General features: G+C 70.0%; 17 protein-coding genes. 15 read left to right on the top strand and 2 right to left on the bottom strand.

Annotated features, from left to right (window positions below; genetic code table 11):
- Positions 1-178 (top strand): non-reducing end alpha-L-arabinofuranosidase family hydrolase (locus tag Afe05nite_RS40245; protein ID WP_275407551.1); only part of this gene is annotated, 178 nt, incomplete at its 5' end.
- Positions 179-303: 125 nt separating this feature from the next.
- A complete protein-coding gene (locus Afe05nite_RS40240) occupies positions 304-1,785 on the top strand; it encodes a glycoside hydrolase family 10 protein (RefSeq protein WP_203822601.1) in 1,482 nt (493 codons plus the stop codon).
- A 189-nt stretch (positions 1,786-1,974) separates the two neighbouring features.
- Here Afe05nite_RS40240 and Afe05nite_RS40235 read toward each other — a convergent pair whose 3' ends face one another.
- A complete protein-coding gene (locus tag Afe05nite_RS40235) occupies positions 1,975-2,268 on the bottom strand; it encodes a chorismate mutase (protein WP_203822600.1) in 294 nt (97 codons plus the stop codon).
- Positions 2,269-2,460: 192 nt separating this feature from the next.
- Between Afe05nite_RS40235 and Afe05nite_RS40230 the strand changes: the two genes are divergently transcribed.
- Together Afe05nite_RS40230 and Afe05nite_RS40225 are read left to right on the top strand one after the other, a co-directional pair.
- Positions 2,461-3,783 (top strand): cation:proton antiporter, encoded by a 1,323-nt coding sequence (locus Afe05nite_RS40230; RefSeq protein WP_203822599.1) that lies wholly within the window; start codon positions 2,461-2,463, stop codon positions 3,781-3,783.
- A 102-nt stretch (positions 3,784-3,885) separates the two neighbouring features.
- Complete coding sequence (locus tag Afe05nite_RS40225) at positions 3,886-4,755, top strand: MarR family winged helix-turn-helix transcriptional regulator (RefSeq protein ID WP_203822598.1); 870 nt, start codon at positions 3,886-3,888, stop codon at positions 4,753-4,755.
- Positions 4,756-4,759: 4 nt separating this feature from the next.
- Here the strand turns inward: Afe05nite_RS40225 and Afe05nite_RS40220 are convergent, their stop codons facing one another.
- Positions 4,760-5,407 (bottom strand): response regulator transcription factor, encoded by a 648-nt coding sequence (locus Afe05nite_RS40220; RefSeq protein ID WP_203822597.1) that lies wholly within the window; start codon positions 5,405-5,407, stop codon positions 4,760-4,762.
- A 215-nt stretch (positions 5,408-5,622) separates the two neighbouring features.
- Between Afe05nite_RS40220 and Afe05nite_RS40215 the strand changes: the two genes are divergently transcribed.
- The 11 genes from Afe05nite_RS40215 to Afe05nite_RS40165 all read left to right on the top strand — a co-directional run bounded on the left by Afe05nite_RS40215 (position 5,623) and on the right by Afe05nite_RS40165 (position 13,348).
- Positions 5,623-5,973, top strand: a complete 351-nt coding sequence (locus Afe05nite_RS40215; protein WP_203822596.1) for a TcmI family type II polyketide cyclase — start codon at positions 5,623-5,625, stop codon at positions 5,971-5,973.
- Positions 5,974-6,897: an oxidoreductase gene (locus Afe05nite_RS40210; RefSeq protein WP_203822595.1), complete on the top strand. Its 924-nt coding sequence runs from the start codon at positions 5,974-5,976 to the stop codon at positions 6,895-6,897.
- A 22-nt stretch (positions 6,898-6,919) separates the two neighbouring features.
- On the top strand, positions 6,920-7,231 hold the full coding sequence (locus tag Afe05nite_RS40205; RefSeq protein WP_203822594.1) for an antibiotic biosynthesis monooxygenase family protein: 312 nt from the start codon (positions 6,920-6,922) through the stop codon (positions 7,229-7,231).
- Between the two features lie 153 nt (positions 7,232-7,384).
- The gene (locus tag Afe05nite_RS40200; protein WP_203822593.1) at positions 7,385-7,807 is read left to right on the top strand and encodes a cupin domain-containing protein; all 423 of its coding nucleotides are present in this window, start codon (positions 7,385-7,387) and stop codon (positions 7,805-7,807) included.
- Entirely contained in the window at positions 7,804-9,075 is a 1,272-nt protein-coding gene (locus Afe05nite_RS40195; RefSeq protein WP_203822592.1) for a beta-ketoacyl-[acyl-carrier-protein] synthase family protein, read from the top strand. The genes Afe05nite_RS40200 and Afe05nite_RS40195 overlap by 4 nt, the downstream gene beginning before the upstream one ends.
- A complete protein-coding gene (locus Afe05nite_RS40190) occupies positions 9,072-10,271 on the top strand; it encodes a ketosynthase chain-length factor (protein WP_203822591.1) in 1,200 nt (399 codons plus the stop codon). Before Afe05nite_RS40195 ends, Afe05nite_RS40190 begins: the two co-directional genes overlap by 4 nt.
- An 18-nt stretch (positions 10,272-10,289) precedes the next feature.
- Positions 10,290-11,030: an SDR family NAD(P)-dependent oxidoreductase gene (locus tag Afe05nite_RS40185; protein ID WP_203822590.1), complete on the top strand. Its 741-nt coding sequence runs from the start codon at positions 10,290-10,292 to the stop codon at positions 11,028-11,030.
- Positions 11,030-11,353 (top strand): antibiotic biosynthesis monooxygenase family protein, encoded by a 324-nt coding sequence (locus Afe05nite_RS40180; RefSeq protein WP_203822589.1) that lies wholly within the window; start codon positions 11,030-11,032, stop codon positions 11,351-11,353. Before Afe05nite_RS40185 ends, Afe05nite_RS40180 begins: the two co-directional genes overlap by 1 nt.
- The gene (locus Afe05nite_RS40175; protein WP_203822588.1) at positions 11,350-11,658 is read left to right on the top strand and encodes an antibiotic biosynthesis monooxygenase family protein; all 309 of its coding nucleotides are present in this window, start codon (positions 11,350-11,352) and stop codon (positions 11,656-11,658) included. The genes Afe05nite_RS40180 and Afe05nite_RS40175 overlap by 4 nt, the downstream gene beginning before the upstream one ends.
- Positions 11,659-11,668: 10 nt before the next feature.
- On the top strand, positions 11,669-12,859 hold the full coding sequence (locus Afe05nite_RS40170; protein WP_203822587.1) for an FAD-dependent oxidoreductase: 1,191 nt from the start codon (positions 11,669-11,671) through the stop codon (positions 12,857-12,859).
- An 18-nt stretch (positions 12,860-12,877) separates the two neighbouring features.
- Complete coding sequence (locus Afe05nite_RS40165) at positions 12,878-13,348, top strand: anthrone oxygenase family protein (RefSeq protein WP_203822586.1); 471 nt, start codon at positions 12,878-12,880, stop codon at positions 13,346-13,348.
- The last annotated feature ends 6 nt before the right edge of the window (positions 13,349-13,354 follow it).

The raw sequence follows: 13,354 nt of genomic DNA, 5'->3' as shown, positions 1-13,354 counted from the left end.
TGGGGCGACCTGGACCACCGACATCAGCCACGGCGACCTGGTGCGGACGAACCCGGACCAGACCAAGACCGTCGACCCGTGCAACCTGCAACTGCTCTACCAGGGCAAGAACCCCAACGCCGGCGGGGACTACAACAACCTGCCGTGGCGTCCGGGCCTGCTCACCCTGCAGCGCTGACGGCGCGTCGCACCGCCGGCTGCCGGCCCGCTGCCACCAAGCGAACTCCGCCTGGTGGCAGCGGGGCCGCCCACCCGCCGCCCACCCGCCGCCACGGCCGGCGACATCGAGAAGGAAGCGCACAGATGAACCAAGCTCCTGTCCAGCCGAGACCCCGTACCCGTGGTCGCCTCCGATTGTTGGCCGGTGGCGCCGTCGCCGTGGCGACCGCCGTCGCCTCGATGGCCGCGGCCACCCTCGCCCACGCCGACCTCAGCGGCCCGCCCGGCTCCACGCTGAAGGCCGCCGCCGAACGCAGCGGTCGGTACTTCGGCGCCGCGATGGGCAGCGACCGGCTCAGCGACTCCGGGTTCCTCACCATCGCGAACCGCGAGTTCGACATGATGACCGCCGTCAACGAGATGAAGCCGGACGCGACCGAGCCCAGCCGCGGCCAGTTCAACTTCACCCGCGGCGACGCCATCTACAACTGGGCCGTCCAGCACGGCATGCGGGTCCGCGGCCACACGCTGGCCTGGCACGCGCAGCAGCCGTCGTTCTGGGGGAGTCTCAGCGGCAGCGCCCTGCGCCAGGCGATGATCGATCACATCAACGGCGTGATGGCCCACTACAAGGGCAAGCTCGCCTACTGGGACGTGGTCAACGAGGCGTTCGCCGAGAACGGCGGCCGCCGCTCGTCCAACCTGCAGTCCACCGGCAACGACTGGATCGAGGTGGCGTTCCGCACCGCGCGGGCCGCCGACCCGTCGGTCAAGCTCTGCTACAACGACTACAACATCGAGAACTGGACGTACGCCAAGACGCAGGGCGTCTACAACATGATCAAGGACTTCAAGTCCCGCGGCGTGCCGATCGACTGCGTGGGCCTGCAGACCCACTTCACCGGGGGCAGCTCGCTGCCGAGCAACTTCCAGACCACGCTGTCCAGCTTCGGTGCTCTCGGCGTCGACGTGGCGCTGACCGAGGCCGACGTCACCAACGCCTCGGCCAGCCAGTACGGCGGCCTGACCCAGGCGTGCATGAACGTGCCGCGCTGCGTCGGCATCACGACGTGGGGCATCCGGGACAGCGACTCGTGGCGTGGCAGTGAGAACCCGCTGCTGTTCGACCGCAACAGCAACCCCAAGGCGGCGTACACCTCGGTTCTCAACGCCCTCAACGCCGCGTCCACCACGGTGCCCGGCACCAGCACGCCGCCGCCGAGCACCCCGACCAGCACGCCGCCGACCAGCCCGAGCACGCCGCCGACGAGTCCGAGCACGCCGCCCACCAGCCCGAGCTCGCCGCCGGTGACCGGGCAGCCGGGTGGCTGTTCCGCGGCGTACCGGACGATCAGCACCTGGAGCGGTGGTTTCCAGGGTGAGGTGACCGTGGCCAACACCGGCACCGCCACCATCAGCGGCTGGACCGTGCAGCTGACCCTGGTCGGTGGGCAGTCCGTCGCCAACATCTGGAACGGCGTCAACACCGGCACCACCGGGACGATCAGCGTCCGGAACGCCGCCTACAACGGCACTCTGGGCGGGACCGCCTCGACCACCTTCGGCTTCCTGGTGAACGGAAGCAGCTCCACGGCGCCCGGCAACCTCTCCTGCAGCGTCGCCTGACAGCAACCGCGGAACGGCGGGGCCCGGTCGACACCGAGCCCCGCCGTTCCCGGCTGTCCGGCGGTTCCGTCGGCCGAGGTCCTGCCACCCGGAGCCAGCCGGATCCGCCGGGCGATCTGCTGCCTCAGCTCGGCAGTGGTCTGCGCGGGCCGGGCCGGAGCGGCGAGCATCCCGCCGCGGCGCCGCGTTCTATCCGGTCGCCGACTGCCGGTGACGCGCCAGCTCGAAGTCGATGAACGCGGTGATCATCGCGCGCCAGATCGCCTCGGCCACGCCGGGGTCCAGCCCGGCGGGGCCGGCTTTCGCGCGGACCGCGGCGACGACCCGTTCGACCCGGTCCGGCGCGCGCACCGCGTCCTCGTCGCGTTTGAAGCCGGCCGCGGCCGCGACGAGCTCCTGGCGGCGGGCCAGCAGCGCGACGAGTCGGGTGTCGAGGTCGTCGATGCGGGAACGGACGTCCTCGAGAGAACTGGGTTCGGTCATGCCGTCCATGATGCCGTCCCGATCCCTTACCGCCGAAATGATTTGCCCGGGTGCTCAACTACCCGCGCTTTACCGCCGCCGAACATGCCGATTTTAGATTGATAAACATCCTGCTGAGGTGACATCTAAAGATCAGATCTGGAGCGTGTCGTGCCCACATTGTTCGAAACGGCAGAGCATCTTTTTCTGCAGATGGTCGTCATTCTGGCCGTTTACCGGCTTCTCTGGCCGCTTTTCAAACGACTCGGTCAGGTGCAGGTGGTGGCGATCATGGTCGCCGGTTTCCTGCTCGGGCCGTCCGTTCTGGGCCTGATCTGGCCGACCTTCCAGCACTGGATGTTCCCGACGAACATCTCGGTGAACGGCCAGAGCATCGTCCATCCGTCGCTGAGCGCCATCTATGTCATCGGCCAGCTCGGGCTGGTGTTCTACATGTTCGTGGTGGGTGCCTCGTTCGACACCTCGATCTTCCGCGGGCACATGCGGCACGCGGCGGCGACCTCGATCGCCGGGATCAGCGTGCCGATCTTGCTGGGCGGCCTGATCGGATGGCAGTTGACCAGTGGCGGGCGCTGGTTCGCCGAGGACGTCGAACCGTGGCAGGGCGGCCTGTTCCTGGCGGCCGGCATCTGCATCACGGCGTTCCCGATGCTCGCCTGGATCGTGTACGACTCCGGTCTGCTCAAGTCCCGGCTCGGCACCATGGCGCTGGCCTGCGCCGCGGCGGACGACGCCTTCGCCTGGATCATGCTGGCCACGGTCGTGGCGGCGACCAAGGACTCGGCCGACGGGGCGATCCTCGCGGTGGTCGGTGGAGCCGGTTACCTGCTTCTCATGATCACCGTCGGCCGCCGGGTGCTCCGGCGGGTGGTCGACCGGGCCGAGAAGCAGATGAGCGAGGGTGTCGGCCTGCCGATCGGCCCGCTCGTCACGGTTCTGATGATCGTGCTGGCGGCGGCCTGGTTCACCGACTGGTGCGGCATCTACGCGGTGTTCGGGGCGTTCCTCGCCGGCACGGTGATTCCGCGTGGCCCGTTCGTCGACCTGCTCCGCCAGCGGCTGGAGCCGTTGACCGCGTACGTGCTGCTGCCCGCCTTCTTCATCTTCTCCGGCCTGCAGACCAAGCTCAACCTGCTGACCGACCCGGTCGTGCTGCTGGTGACCGGTCTGGTGCTGGTGGCCTCGTTCGTCGGCAAGTTCGGCGCCGTCTCGATCGCGGCTCGCTCCCAGGGCATGTCGTGGCGGGAGGCCGGGTCACTGGGGGCGCTGATGAACGCCCGCGGTCTGATGGAACTGATCCTGCTCAACATCGGCCTGAGCGCCGGGGTGGTCACCCCGACGCTCTACACGGTGCTCGCCCTGATGGCGATCATCACGACGTTCATGGCGACGCCGCTGCACCGGATGTTCGAGCGCCTCAACGAGCGTCGCGGCCTGACCTTCGGGCCGCACGGGGAGACGCCGATCGTCGACGAGCCGATCCGTGAACCGGTAGCCGTGGCCGCTCGTGAATGAGCCGCACGGCGGTGTCGATGGGGTCGCTCGCCGGCCGTGAGGCATAGTGGGGAAGACCGGCGTGCTCGTCGCCGGTCTTTCCGCGTTCAGCAGGGAGTACAGGTGCAGCAGCAGGTGTCGGAACAGCCGATGTCACCCGTCCTGCGCCGGTACACCAGTCACCTTCTCCGGCGCGCGTTCCACCGCGCCAACCAGATCTCGCACGTCGGCCTGCCGGGCGGCCTGCAACCACGTGATCTTGCCCTGCTCAGCGTGCTCGCCGAGCAGGAGGTGCTGTCCCAGCAGGAGCTGGCGGGCCGGCTGGAGATCAACCGGACCATCATGGTCAAGCTGATCGACAAGCTCACCGAGGCCGGGTACGCCCAGCGGACGCGCAACCCGGCCGACCGGCGCACGCACGTGCTCTCGATCACGGCGGCCGGTCGTGAGCTGCTCAAGTCCATCGACCACAGCACGGCGGACGGCGAGAACGATTTCCTGGAGCCGCTCTCGGTCCGCGAACGCCGAGAGTTGAACAAGTTGCTGCGCGCGCTGCTGCCCGACATCAGCCAGGAGGTCGGCGGCGAGCAGCTGAGCAGCTACTTCATCACGCTGGCCTATCACCGGCTCCGCCGGCAGGGCAACGAGGCGATGGCCGAGCACCAGTTGCAGGCCCGGCACGCCGGCGCCCTGATCGCCCTGCGCGAGCTGGGGCCGTGCTCGCAGCAGCAACTGGCCCGGACGGTCGGCACCACCGAGGCGACCACCGTCCTGGTGGTCGACGAGCTGGAGAGCACCGGCGCGGTGACCAGGGAACGCAATCCGGCCGACCGGCGGTTCAACGTGGTCGTGCTGACGCCGGTCGGCGAGGAGCTGCTGGCCGGGGCGTTGCGGGTGCTTGACGAGCTGCAGGGCGAGGTGGTCGCGTTGCTCGGCGAGCGGGGCGATCAGCGGTTGCGGGCATTGCTGACGAAGCTGTTGTGGCCGTCCTGACCGGTCATGGGTCGATCCCGTCGTGGAGCAGGTCGGCGCCGATCGCCAGGAGCACGATGCCGATCCGGTTGCGGACCTGAAGCTTCTCGGAGATCCGGTGGATGTGCGATTTCACGGTGGCCTCGCTCAGATGCAGGCCGGCCGAGATCTGCGCGTTGCTCTGGCCCCGCGCCACCAGCATGACGATCTCGAGCTCGCGCGGGCTGAGGACCCGGCTGATCCGCTCGCGTAACTCGCCGACCGTGTCGGCCGGCCCGATCGTGGCCAGCACCCGCTCCCGGATGTCCGGCGGCATGACCACGTAGCCGTCGGCGACCAGGCGCAACACGGGAATCAGGAACTCGGGCAGCAGCTCGTCGCAGATGACGCCGCGGGACAGGGCGGCCGCCTCGGCGAAGTCCTCGCCGGTGGCGTCGGAGATCAGCACGATGATCGGCTCGGCGGCCCCGTCCCGGCGCTGGAGCAGCCGGGCCAGTTCAAGGGCTTTCTGGCCGTCCTGGCCGGTGCCCAGCAGGAATATCTCCGGCTCCAGTTCCAGGACCTGGGTCACCGCCTCGCGGATGGCCGGCACCTCCGCGATGATCACGAACTCGGACGTATAACCGACTGCCTCCCGGATGATTCGAACGTGGTCGCGTGAGCCGGTGATCACCGCCATCCTCGGCTGTCCGACACTCTCGAGGACACTTGGTTCGAGCACGAATTTCCCCCGTCGTGGTCCAGTTCGTGGACACGTTGACGGACGCAGCTTAAGCCCCGTGCAAAGCGCGGAAAAGAAATATTTTTGACTGTCGCTTTATCGGTCCCCGATAGCGTCTGCCCTCGACATCCGATATAGACCGTGTTGAACGAAGCGAGGGGATTTCCTTGCACCGCACTTTGATTGTCGCCCGGATGAATCCGGCGGACACCGACGGAGTGGCCGGCGTCTTCGCGGAGTCGGACGCCACCGAGCTGCCGCATCTCGTGGGCGTCAGCCGACGCACCCTGTTCTCGTTCCACCAGCTCTACTTCCATCTGGTGGAGGCCGACGGGGACATCTCGCCGAACCTGTACCGGCAGCGCGGCACCGACCTCTACCAGGACATCAACACCAAGCTCGGCCAGTTCATCACCCCCTACGACCCGAACTGGTCGGAGCCCAGGGACGCGATGGCCAACGTGTTCTACACGTGGACGCCGGAGTCCGGGCCGGTGCCGGCGGGCGGGGCGCGCTAGATGGCCGGGCGGCCCACCGAGTCGGCCCCGCTCGCGGGCGTGACGGCGGTGGTGACCGGGGCGAACTCCGGCATCGGCTACCACACGGCGCTCGGCCTCGCCCGGCGCGGCGCGCACGTGACCCTGGTCTGCCGTGACCGGCTGCGCGCGGACGAGGCACGGCGATCGATGCTGCGTGCGGCGCCGGCCGCCGACCTCAAGGTCGCACTGGCCGACCTGTCCGTCCTCGCCTCGGTTCGCGAGCTCGCCGCCGCGTTGTCCGAGCAAGGCTCGCGGCTCGACCTGCTGGTCAACAACGCCGGCATCATGGGCGGTCCGCGGCGGCTGAGCCCGGACGGGTACGAGCTCCAGTTCGCCACCAACTACCTGGGCCATTTCGCGTTGACCGGGCTGCTCTGCCCCGCGCTCTACCGGTCGCACCGGCCGCGCGTGGTGTCGCTGATCAGCCTGTCGACCCGGATGGTCAAGGCGCCGGCGTTCGATCCGACCGGCACCGGCTACGACAAGTTCGGCGCGTACAACCAGTCCAAACTCGCCAACCTGATGTTCGCCCAGGAGCTGGACCGCCGGGCCGGCCCGGCCGGTCTGACCTCCGTCGCCGCGCACCCCGGCTTCGCCGACACCGAGATCCAGTTCAAGGGGGTACGGCTGGACGGCGGCAAGGGCGAACGTCCGTTGCGGATCGCGACCGCGTTGCTGGCGCAGTCCGCGTCCGCCGGAGCGGAAGCGGTGCTCCACGCGGCCACCGCGCCGGGTGTCGTCGGCGGTGCCGTCTACGGACCGACCGGCCTGGCGCAGATGCGGGGCCGGCCGGGCGAGGTCGCCCCGGCCCGGGCCGCCGCCGACGCCGCCGCCGCGGCCCGGCTGTTCGACATGTCCGAGGAGCTGACCGGCGTCTCCTTCGGACTCGCGGCCGCCCACTGAACGCCGGACCCGAGGGAGAACAATGGCCAACCGTCTTCGTATCGCCGTCTTCTACCGGGCCCCCGAGACCGATCCGGGTGCGGTCGAGCGGGTCTATCACGAGGTCAGCGCGACCATGAAGGGAACCGCCGGGCTGGCCGGCAACGAGCTGCTGCACGACGTCCTGGATCCGGCCGGCTACGTGGTGCTCAGCGAGTGGACCGACCTGGCCGCCTTCCAGGCGTGGGACACCAGTCCGGGGCACCGGAGCACCTCGCCGCTCGACGAATTCCAGGATCTCGATCCGGCCCGGCGCAAATCGTTCGCGCTCTGGGAGGTAATAGCCGGCTATTGACATCTGTTGCCCGCCGATCGCGGCCGCATCTCCTCCGGGAGGTGCGGCCGTGGTCTTTTCCTGGCCATAAGGGCGGCTTTATCGGAACTCGCGACGATGTTTTGGCGCACCTGAATAGCCCTCGACGTATGCGTCGGCGAGAAGGAGTTTCCTGTGACCGCACTTCCGGCAAAGAAGATCGCATTCGCCGACGTCGCGTCCAACCGGAAGCGCGGCGGTGACGTCCGGGCCATGCTGACCTCGAAGACGGTCGGCGCCACCTCCGGATTCATGGGCGTGGCGGTCCTCGAACCCGGCGAATTCGTGTCCGAGCACTACCACCCGTACTCGGAGGAGTTCATCTACGTCGTCAGCGGCCTGCTCGTGATGCGGATCGACGACGAGCCGGTGCACCTCGCCCCCGGCGAGGGACTGGTGGTCCCGAAGAACGCCCGCCACCGGCTGATGAACGTCGGCGACGAGCGTGCCGAAGTGGTCTTCCACCTCGGGCCGCTGGCCCCCCGGCCGGACCTCGGGCACGTCGACACCGAGCCGTACCCGGCCGAGGTGGCGAACGCCGGCGGGACGCCGGCATGACGGCCCGGGAAGCGGTGATCACCGGTATCGGCGTGGTGGCCCCCGGTGCGACCGGCCGGGACGCCTTCTGGGAACTGCTCGCCGCGGGCAACACCGCGACCCGGCGGATCTCGCTGTTCGACGCTCGCGCGTTCCGGTCCCAGGTGGCCGCGGAGTGCGACTTCGAACCCCTGGCCGCGGGACTCACCCCGCAGGAGGCCCGCCGGATGGACCGGGCCGCGCAGTTCGCGGTGGTCAGCGCCCGTGAGGCGCTGGCCGACAGCGGGGCGGTCCTCGCCGACGTGGCCCCGGAACGGATCGGGGTCAGCATCGGCAGCGCGGTCGGTTGCACGATGGGCCTCGAGGAGGAGTACGTCGTACTCAGCAACCGCGGCCGCGACTGGGTGGTCGACCACACCTACGGCGTACCGCACCTGTACGGCTACATGGTGCCGAGCACGATGGCGGTCGAGGTGGCCCGGACGGTCGGCGCGCAGGGCCCGGTCGCGCTCATCTCCACCGGCTGCACCTCCGGGCTCGACTCGGTGAGCCACGCCGCCCGGCTGATCGAGGAAGGCGCGATCGACGTCGCGGTGGCCGGGGCGACCGACGCGCCGATCTCCCCGATCACGGTCGCCTGCTTCGACGCGATCAAGGCGACCACGGCTCGCAACGACGACCCGGAACACGCGTCCCGCCCGTTCGACAACGACCGGGACGGATTCGTGCTCGGTGAGGGCTCGGCGGTCTTCGTCCTGGAGGAACTGGCCGCCGCCCGGGCCCGCGGCGCGCGCATCTACGCGCACATCTCCGGTGCGGCGTCGCGCAGCAACGCCTACCACATGACCGGGCTCAAGCCGGACGGCCGGGAGATGGCCGAGGCGATCCGGGTCGCGATGGACCGCGCCCGGCTCGGCCCGGACCGGATCGGCTACATCAACGCGCACGGCTCCGGCACCAGGCAGAACGACCGGCACGAGACCGCGGCGTTCAAGCGCAGCCTGGGTTCCCGGGCGTACGACGTGCCGGTCAGCTCGATCAAGTCGATGGTCGGTCACTCGCTCGGCTCGATCGGGTCCATCGAGATCGCGGCCTGCGCGCTGGCCCTGGAACACCAGGTGGTCCCGCCGACCGCGAACCTCGAGAACCCGGATCCCGAGTGCGACCTCGACTACGTCCCCAAGACCGCCCGCGACCACACCTTCGACACCGTGCTGAGCGTCGGCAGCGGATTCGGCGGGTTCCAGACCGCGATGATCCTCAGCCGCGAGGCCGGTGACGCCCGATGAACGCGCTCGTCACCGGTCTCGGGGTGGTCGCCCCGAACGGCATCGGCGCGCCGGACTACTGGTCGGCCGTCCGAGCCGGGACGAGTGGGCTGGGCCCGCTCACCCGCTTCGACGCCACCGACTACCCGGTCTCGGTGGCCGGCGAGGTCAAGGACTTCGTGGCGACCGACCACATCCCGGGCGCCCTCGCCGTCCAGACCGACCAGTGGACGCACCTCGGCCTGGTCGCCGCCGAACTGGCGCTGGCCGACGGCGGGGTCGATCCGGGCCGCCTCAACGAGTACGAGATGGCAGTGGTCACCGCCAGCTCCTCCGGCGGCACCGAGTTCGGCCAGCGCGAGATCGAGGCACTGTGGCGCCGGGGGCCCCGCCACGTCGGCCCCTATCAGTCGATCGCCTGGTTCTACGCCGCCACCACCGGCCAGATCTCGATCCGGCACGGCATGCGCGGGCCGTGCGGGGTGATCGCCAACGAACAGGCGGGTGGCCTCGACGCGCTGGCCCAGGCGCGCCGGCTGATCCGGGACGGCGCCAAGGTGGTGGTCGCCGGCGGGGCCGACTCCGCGCTCTGCCCGTACGGCCTGGTCGCCCAGTTGAGCACCGGAAACCTGACCTCGGCCGGCGATCCGGCGACGGCGTACCAGCCGTTCGGCGCGCAGGCCGCCGGCTACCCACCGGGGGAGGGCGCGGCCATGCTGATCATCGAGGACGAGGCGCATGCCGAGGCCCGCGGGGCGGTTCATCGGTACGGCCGGATCGCCGGGTACGCCGCGACCTTCGACCCGGGCGGCTTCGCGGTCGCGACCCTGCGCCGGGCGGTCGAACTGGCGCTGGCCGACGCGGTGCTGACGCCCGACGACATCGACGTGGTCTTCGCCGACGCGGCCGGCGTGGCCGGGCTGGACGCGGCCGAGGCCGAGGTGATCGCGGGTGTCTTCGGACCCTGCGCGGTGCCGGTCGCCGCCCCCAAGGCGCTCGTCGGCCGACTGCTGGCGGGCGGGGCCGCACTGGATGTCGTCACGGCCCTGCTGGCCATTCGGGACGGTGTCATCCCCGGCGGCGCGACCGCCGAACCCGCCACCGGTTACCACCTCGACCTGGTCGCCGAGGCCCGGGCGACGCCGATCCGGACCGCGCTGGTGATCGCCCGCGGGCACGGCGGGTTCAACGCCTGCCTGATCGTCACGGCTCCATAACCCAAGGAGGCACACATCATGGACTTCGAACTCAAAGGCCGGCACGCGGTCGTCACCGGCGGAACCCGAGGTATCGGCCGGGCCACCGTGCTCGCCCTGATCGAGCAGGGTGTCGCCGTCACCACCTGCTTCACCAGCGACTCGGCCGAATCCGAGTCGCTGCCGGGCGCCGTCGCCGACCTGGGCGGGCAGCTCCACCTGGTCCGGACCGACGTCCGCGACGCCGAGCAGGTGGGCGCTCTGATGGACAGCGCCGTCGGCCGCTTCGGCCCGATCACGGCGCTCGTCAACAACGCCGGGGTGATCAGCCACCTGCCGCTGGAGGCGATGGAACCGGCCGAGTGGCACCGCATCCTCGACACCAACGTCAGCGGCATGTACAACACCATCCGGGCGGCCCTGCCGCACTTCACCGAGCAGGCCTCGGTGGTCAACATCTCCTCGGGTGTGGCCCGGCACGGCATGCCGTTCGCCGCGCACTACGTGACCTCCAAGGCCGCGATCTTCGGGCTGACCCGGGCGCTCTGCAAGGAACTCGGCCCGCGCGGCGTGCGGGTCAACTGCCTCGCCTCCGGCGTCATCGACAACACCGGGCACAAGAACCCGCGCGGGGACGAGGGCAAGGCGATGTACGTCGAGATGACCTCGCTGCGCCGGCTGGGCGAGCCCGCCGAGATCGCCGACGTGGTCTGTTTCCTGCTCAGCGACGCCTCCCGCTACATGACCGGCGCGATCTTCGAAGTCGACGGGGGGATCTGATGGTCCGGACCGTGTTGTCGATGCTGGTCCGGGCCGGGTCGGAGGCCGAGTTCGAGCGGATCTGGCGGGCCGCCGCGGCGGAGATCGCCCTCTGGCCCGGCTGCCGGGGCCAGACCCTGCTGCGCGACGCCGCCGAGCCGCGGCAGTTCGTGATCTCCAGCGACTGGGACGACCGGTCGGCTCTGCGGTTGTTCGAGGGCAGCTCGGTGCGCCGGCAGTTGTCGGCCGGGCTGGACCCGTTACGAGAGAAGTCCGCCAAGAACGTCTTCTCGGTCGTCACGACCGTCGGAGGCGACGTCCGGGAGAGGAGCACGCTGCCATGAGCGTACGGGTAATGGTCCGTTCGCGTCCCCGCGCCGAGGACCGCGAGGCGTTCGAGAAGGCCTTCGAGGAGGTCAGTTCGGCGGTCCGGGGGACACCGGGCCACCTGCGTGACCAGTTGTTGCGCGACGCGAACGACGACAGCCTCTACATCCTGCTGGCCGAGTGGGAGAGCGAGGAGGCCTTCCGCGCCTGGGAGGACCACCCCCGCCACCTCGAGATGGCCGCGCCGATCATGCCGTTCGTCGCCACCACCACCGAGGAACGCCGGATCTTCACGGTCCGGATCAGCGTCGAGAGCGCCTGAGGGGATCGAGATGCCCGAGATCGCGCGGGCGATCGTGGTCGGCGCCGGCATCGGTGGCCTGACCACAGCGATCGCCCTGCAACAACGGGGTGTGCAGGTCACCGTCTACGAACGCCGGCGGGAACCGAGCGCCCTGCTGACCGGCGGTGGCTTCATGCTGTGGCACAACGCCGTGCTTGCCCTGCGCCTGATCGGGCTGGACCGGGCGGTGGTGAAGGCCGGCCTCGAGATCGGGATCCACGAGTTCCGGTCGGACCGTGACCGCAGCCTGGCCACCTGGTCGGTGTCGGACGCGGCCGACCGGTACGGCGCACCGGCGATCGTGCTGCGCCGGTCGGAGCTCAACAGCCTGCTGATGACCGAGGCCGGCCCCGACGTCCGGCTCGGTGTCCGCTGTATCGGCCTGACGCAGGACGCCGGCGGCGCGACCGTCCGGTTCGACGACGGCAGCACCGACACCGCGGACATCGTGATCGGCGCGGACGGGCTGCGCTCGACCGTCCGGTCCGAGCTGCGCCACGGTCACGACCTGCCGCCCCGGTACGCGGGCTACACCGCCTGGCAGGCGATCGCCCCGTTGCCGGGGGAGGACGTGGTGCCCAGCGGCACGTTCTTCAACCTCTGGGGGCGTGGCGGTCTTCGTTTCCTGTACAGCCGGCTCAACCCGGACGAGGTCTATTGGGACGCCATCGTCTCCGACGACGTCGGCGGCGCCATGGACACCATCCACCAGGGCAAGGTGGAGGCCCTGCTGGACACCTACCAGCGGTGGCCGGCGGTGGTCCGGCAGATCGTCGCCGCCACCCCGGAGGCGGCGGTGCTGCCCATCGAGATCTTCGACCGGCCGCCGGATCGGCTCGGACCCTGGGGGAGCGGCCGGGTGGTCCTGATCGGCGACGCCGCCCACCCGATGACCCTCAACCTGAGCCAGGGCGCCGGCCAATCGATCGAGGACGCGGTGATCCTCGCCGAGATGCTCACCGGATCGTCGGGGAGCAGCGTGCCGGAGACCGTGACGGCCTTCGAGAAGCGCCGCCTCGCCCGGGTGACCGACATGATCAACACCTCGTGGCAGATCGGCTCGATGGGGCGCTGGCAGAGCGACCTGCGGGTAGCCGGCCGGAACGCCTTCATGCGCACGTTCTTCGGCAGCGTGGGTCGCAAGCAGAGCTACGAACTGATGATGGGCATCGACTTCTAGCAATCCGGAGGTGAATCCATGTGGCTCCAGGTGCTGGCCGCGCTCTTCCTGCTGCTCGCGGGACTGCTCGCGGGCGTGCTGTTCACCGTCGAGATGGCCATCGTGCCGACCATCCGGGCGCTGGCGGCCGACCCGTGGATCCGGGTGCACGTGCTGCTCGACAGGCGATTCGATCCGATGATGCCCCGGATGAACAAGGTGGCGCTCGCCATCGGGCTGGTGCTGATCGTCTTCGTGCCCGGCCCGGCGACGAAGGTGGCGTTCGCGGCGGCCGCGCTGTCGATCGGCGGGGTCGCGGTCATCTCCGAGGTCTACAACGTGCGGCTGAACAAGCGGATCGCGGCCTGGCCGGTGGGCGATCCGCCGGCCGAGTGGCCGGAGGTCCGGGCCCGCTGGGCCCGAGCCAACCAGGCGCGGACGCTGGTGGCGCTCGGCGGTTTCGCGGTGACCATCGCGGCCGTGGCCCTGGCCTGGGTGGGTGTCCGGTGAACGCGG

This window comes from Paractinoplanes ferrugineus (genome assembly GCF_016862195.1).
In the GTDB taxonomy this organism is placed as follows: Bacteria; Actinomycetota; Actinomycetes; order Mycobacteriales; family Micromonosporaceae; genus Actinoplanes; species Actinoplanes ferrugineus.
This window is presented reverse-complemented; position numbering and strand designations above follow the sequence as displayed.

Excerpts from the sequence above, each read along its gene's own strand:
- Afe05nite_RS40240 (WP_203822601.1), top strand. The coding sequence starts at position 304 with ATGAACCAAGCTCCTGTCCAGCCGAGACCCCGTACCCGTGGTCGCCTC.
- Afe05nite_RS40235 (WP_203822600.1), bottom strand. The coding sequence starts at position 2,268 with ATGACCGAACCCAGTTCTCTCGAGGACGTCCGTTCCCGCATCGACGAC.
- Afe05nite_RS40230 (WP_203822599.1), top strand. The coding sequence starts at position 2,461 with ATGGTCGTCATTCTGGCCGTTTACCGGCTTCTCTGGCCGCTTTTCAAA.
- Afe05nite_RS40210 (WP_203822595.1), top strand. The coding sequence starts at position 5,974 with ATGGCCGGGCGGCCCACCGAGTCGGCCCCGCTCGCGGGCGTGACGGCG.
- Afe05nite_RS40205 (WP_203822594.1), top strand. The coding sequence starts at position 6,920 with ATGGCCAACCGTCTTCGTATCGCCGTCTTCTACCGGGCCCCCGAGACC.
- Afe05nite_RS40195 (WP_203822592.1), top strand. The coding sequence starts at position 7,804 with ATGACGGCCCGGGAAGCGGTGATCACCGGTATCGGCGTGGTGGCCCCC.
- Afe05nite_RS40190 (WP_203822591.1), top strand. The coding sequence starts at position 9,072 with ATGAACGCGCTCGTCACCGGTCTCGGGGTGGTCGCCCCGAACGGCATC.
- Afe05nite_RS40185 (WP_203822590.1), top strand. The coding sequence starts at position 10,290 with ATGGACTTCGAACTCAAAGGCCGGCACGCGGTCGTCACCGGCGGAACC.
- Afe05nite_RS40180 (WP_203822589.1), top strand. The coding sequence starts at position 11,030 with ATGGTCCGGACCGTGTTGTCGATGCTGGTCCGGGCCGGGTCGGAGGCC.
- Afe05nite_RS40175 (WP_203822588.1), top strand. The coding sequence starts at position 11,350 with ATGAGCGTACGGGTAATGGTCCGTTCGCGTCCCCGCGCCGAGGACCGC.
- Afe05nite_RS40170 (WP_203822587.1), top strand. The coding sequence starts at position 11,669 with ATGCCCGAGATCGCGCGGGCGATCGTGGTCGGCGCCGGCATCGGTGGC.
- Afe05nite_RS40165 (WP_203822586.1), top strand. The coding sequence starts at position 12,878 with ATGTGGCTCCAGGTGCTGGCCGCGCTCTTCCTGCTGCTCGCGGGACTG.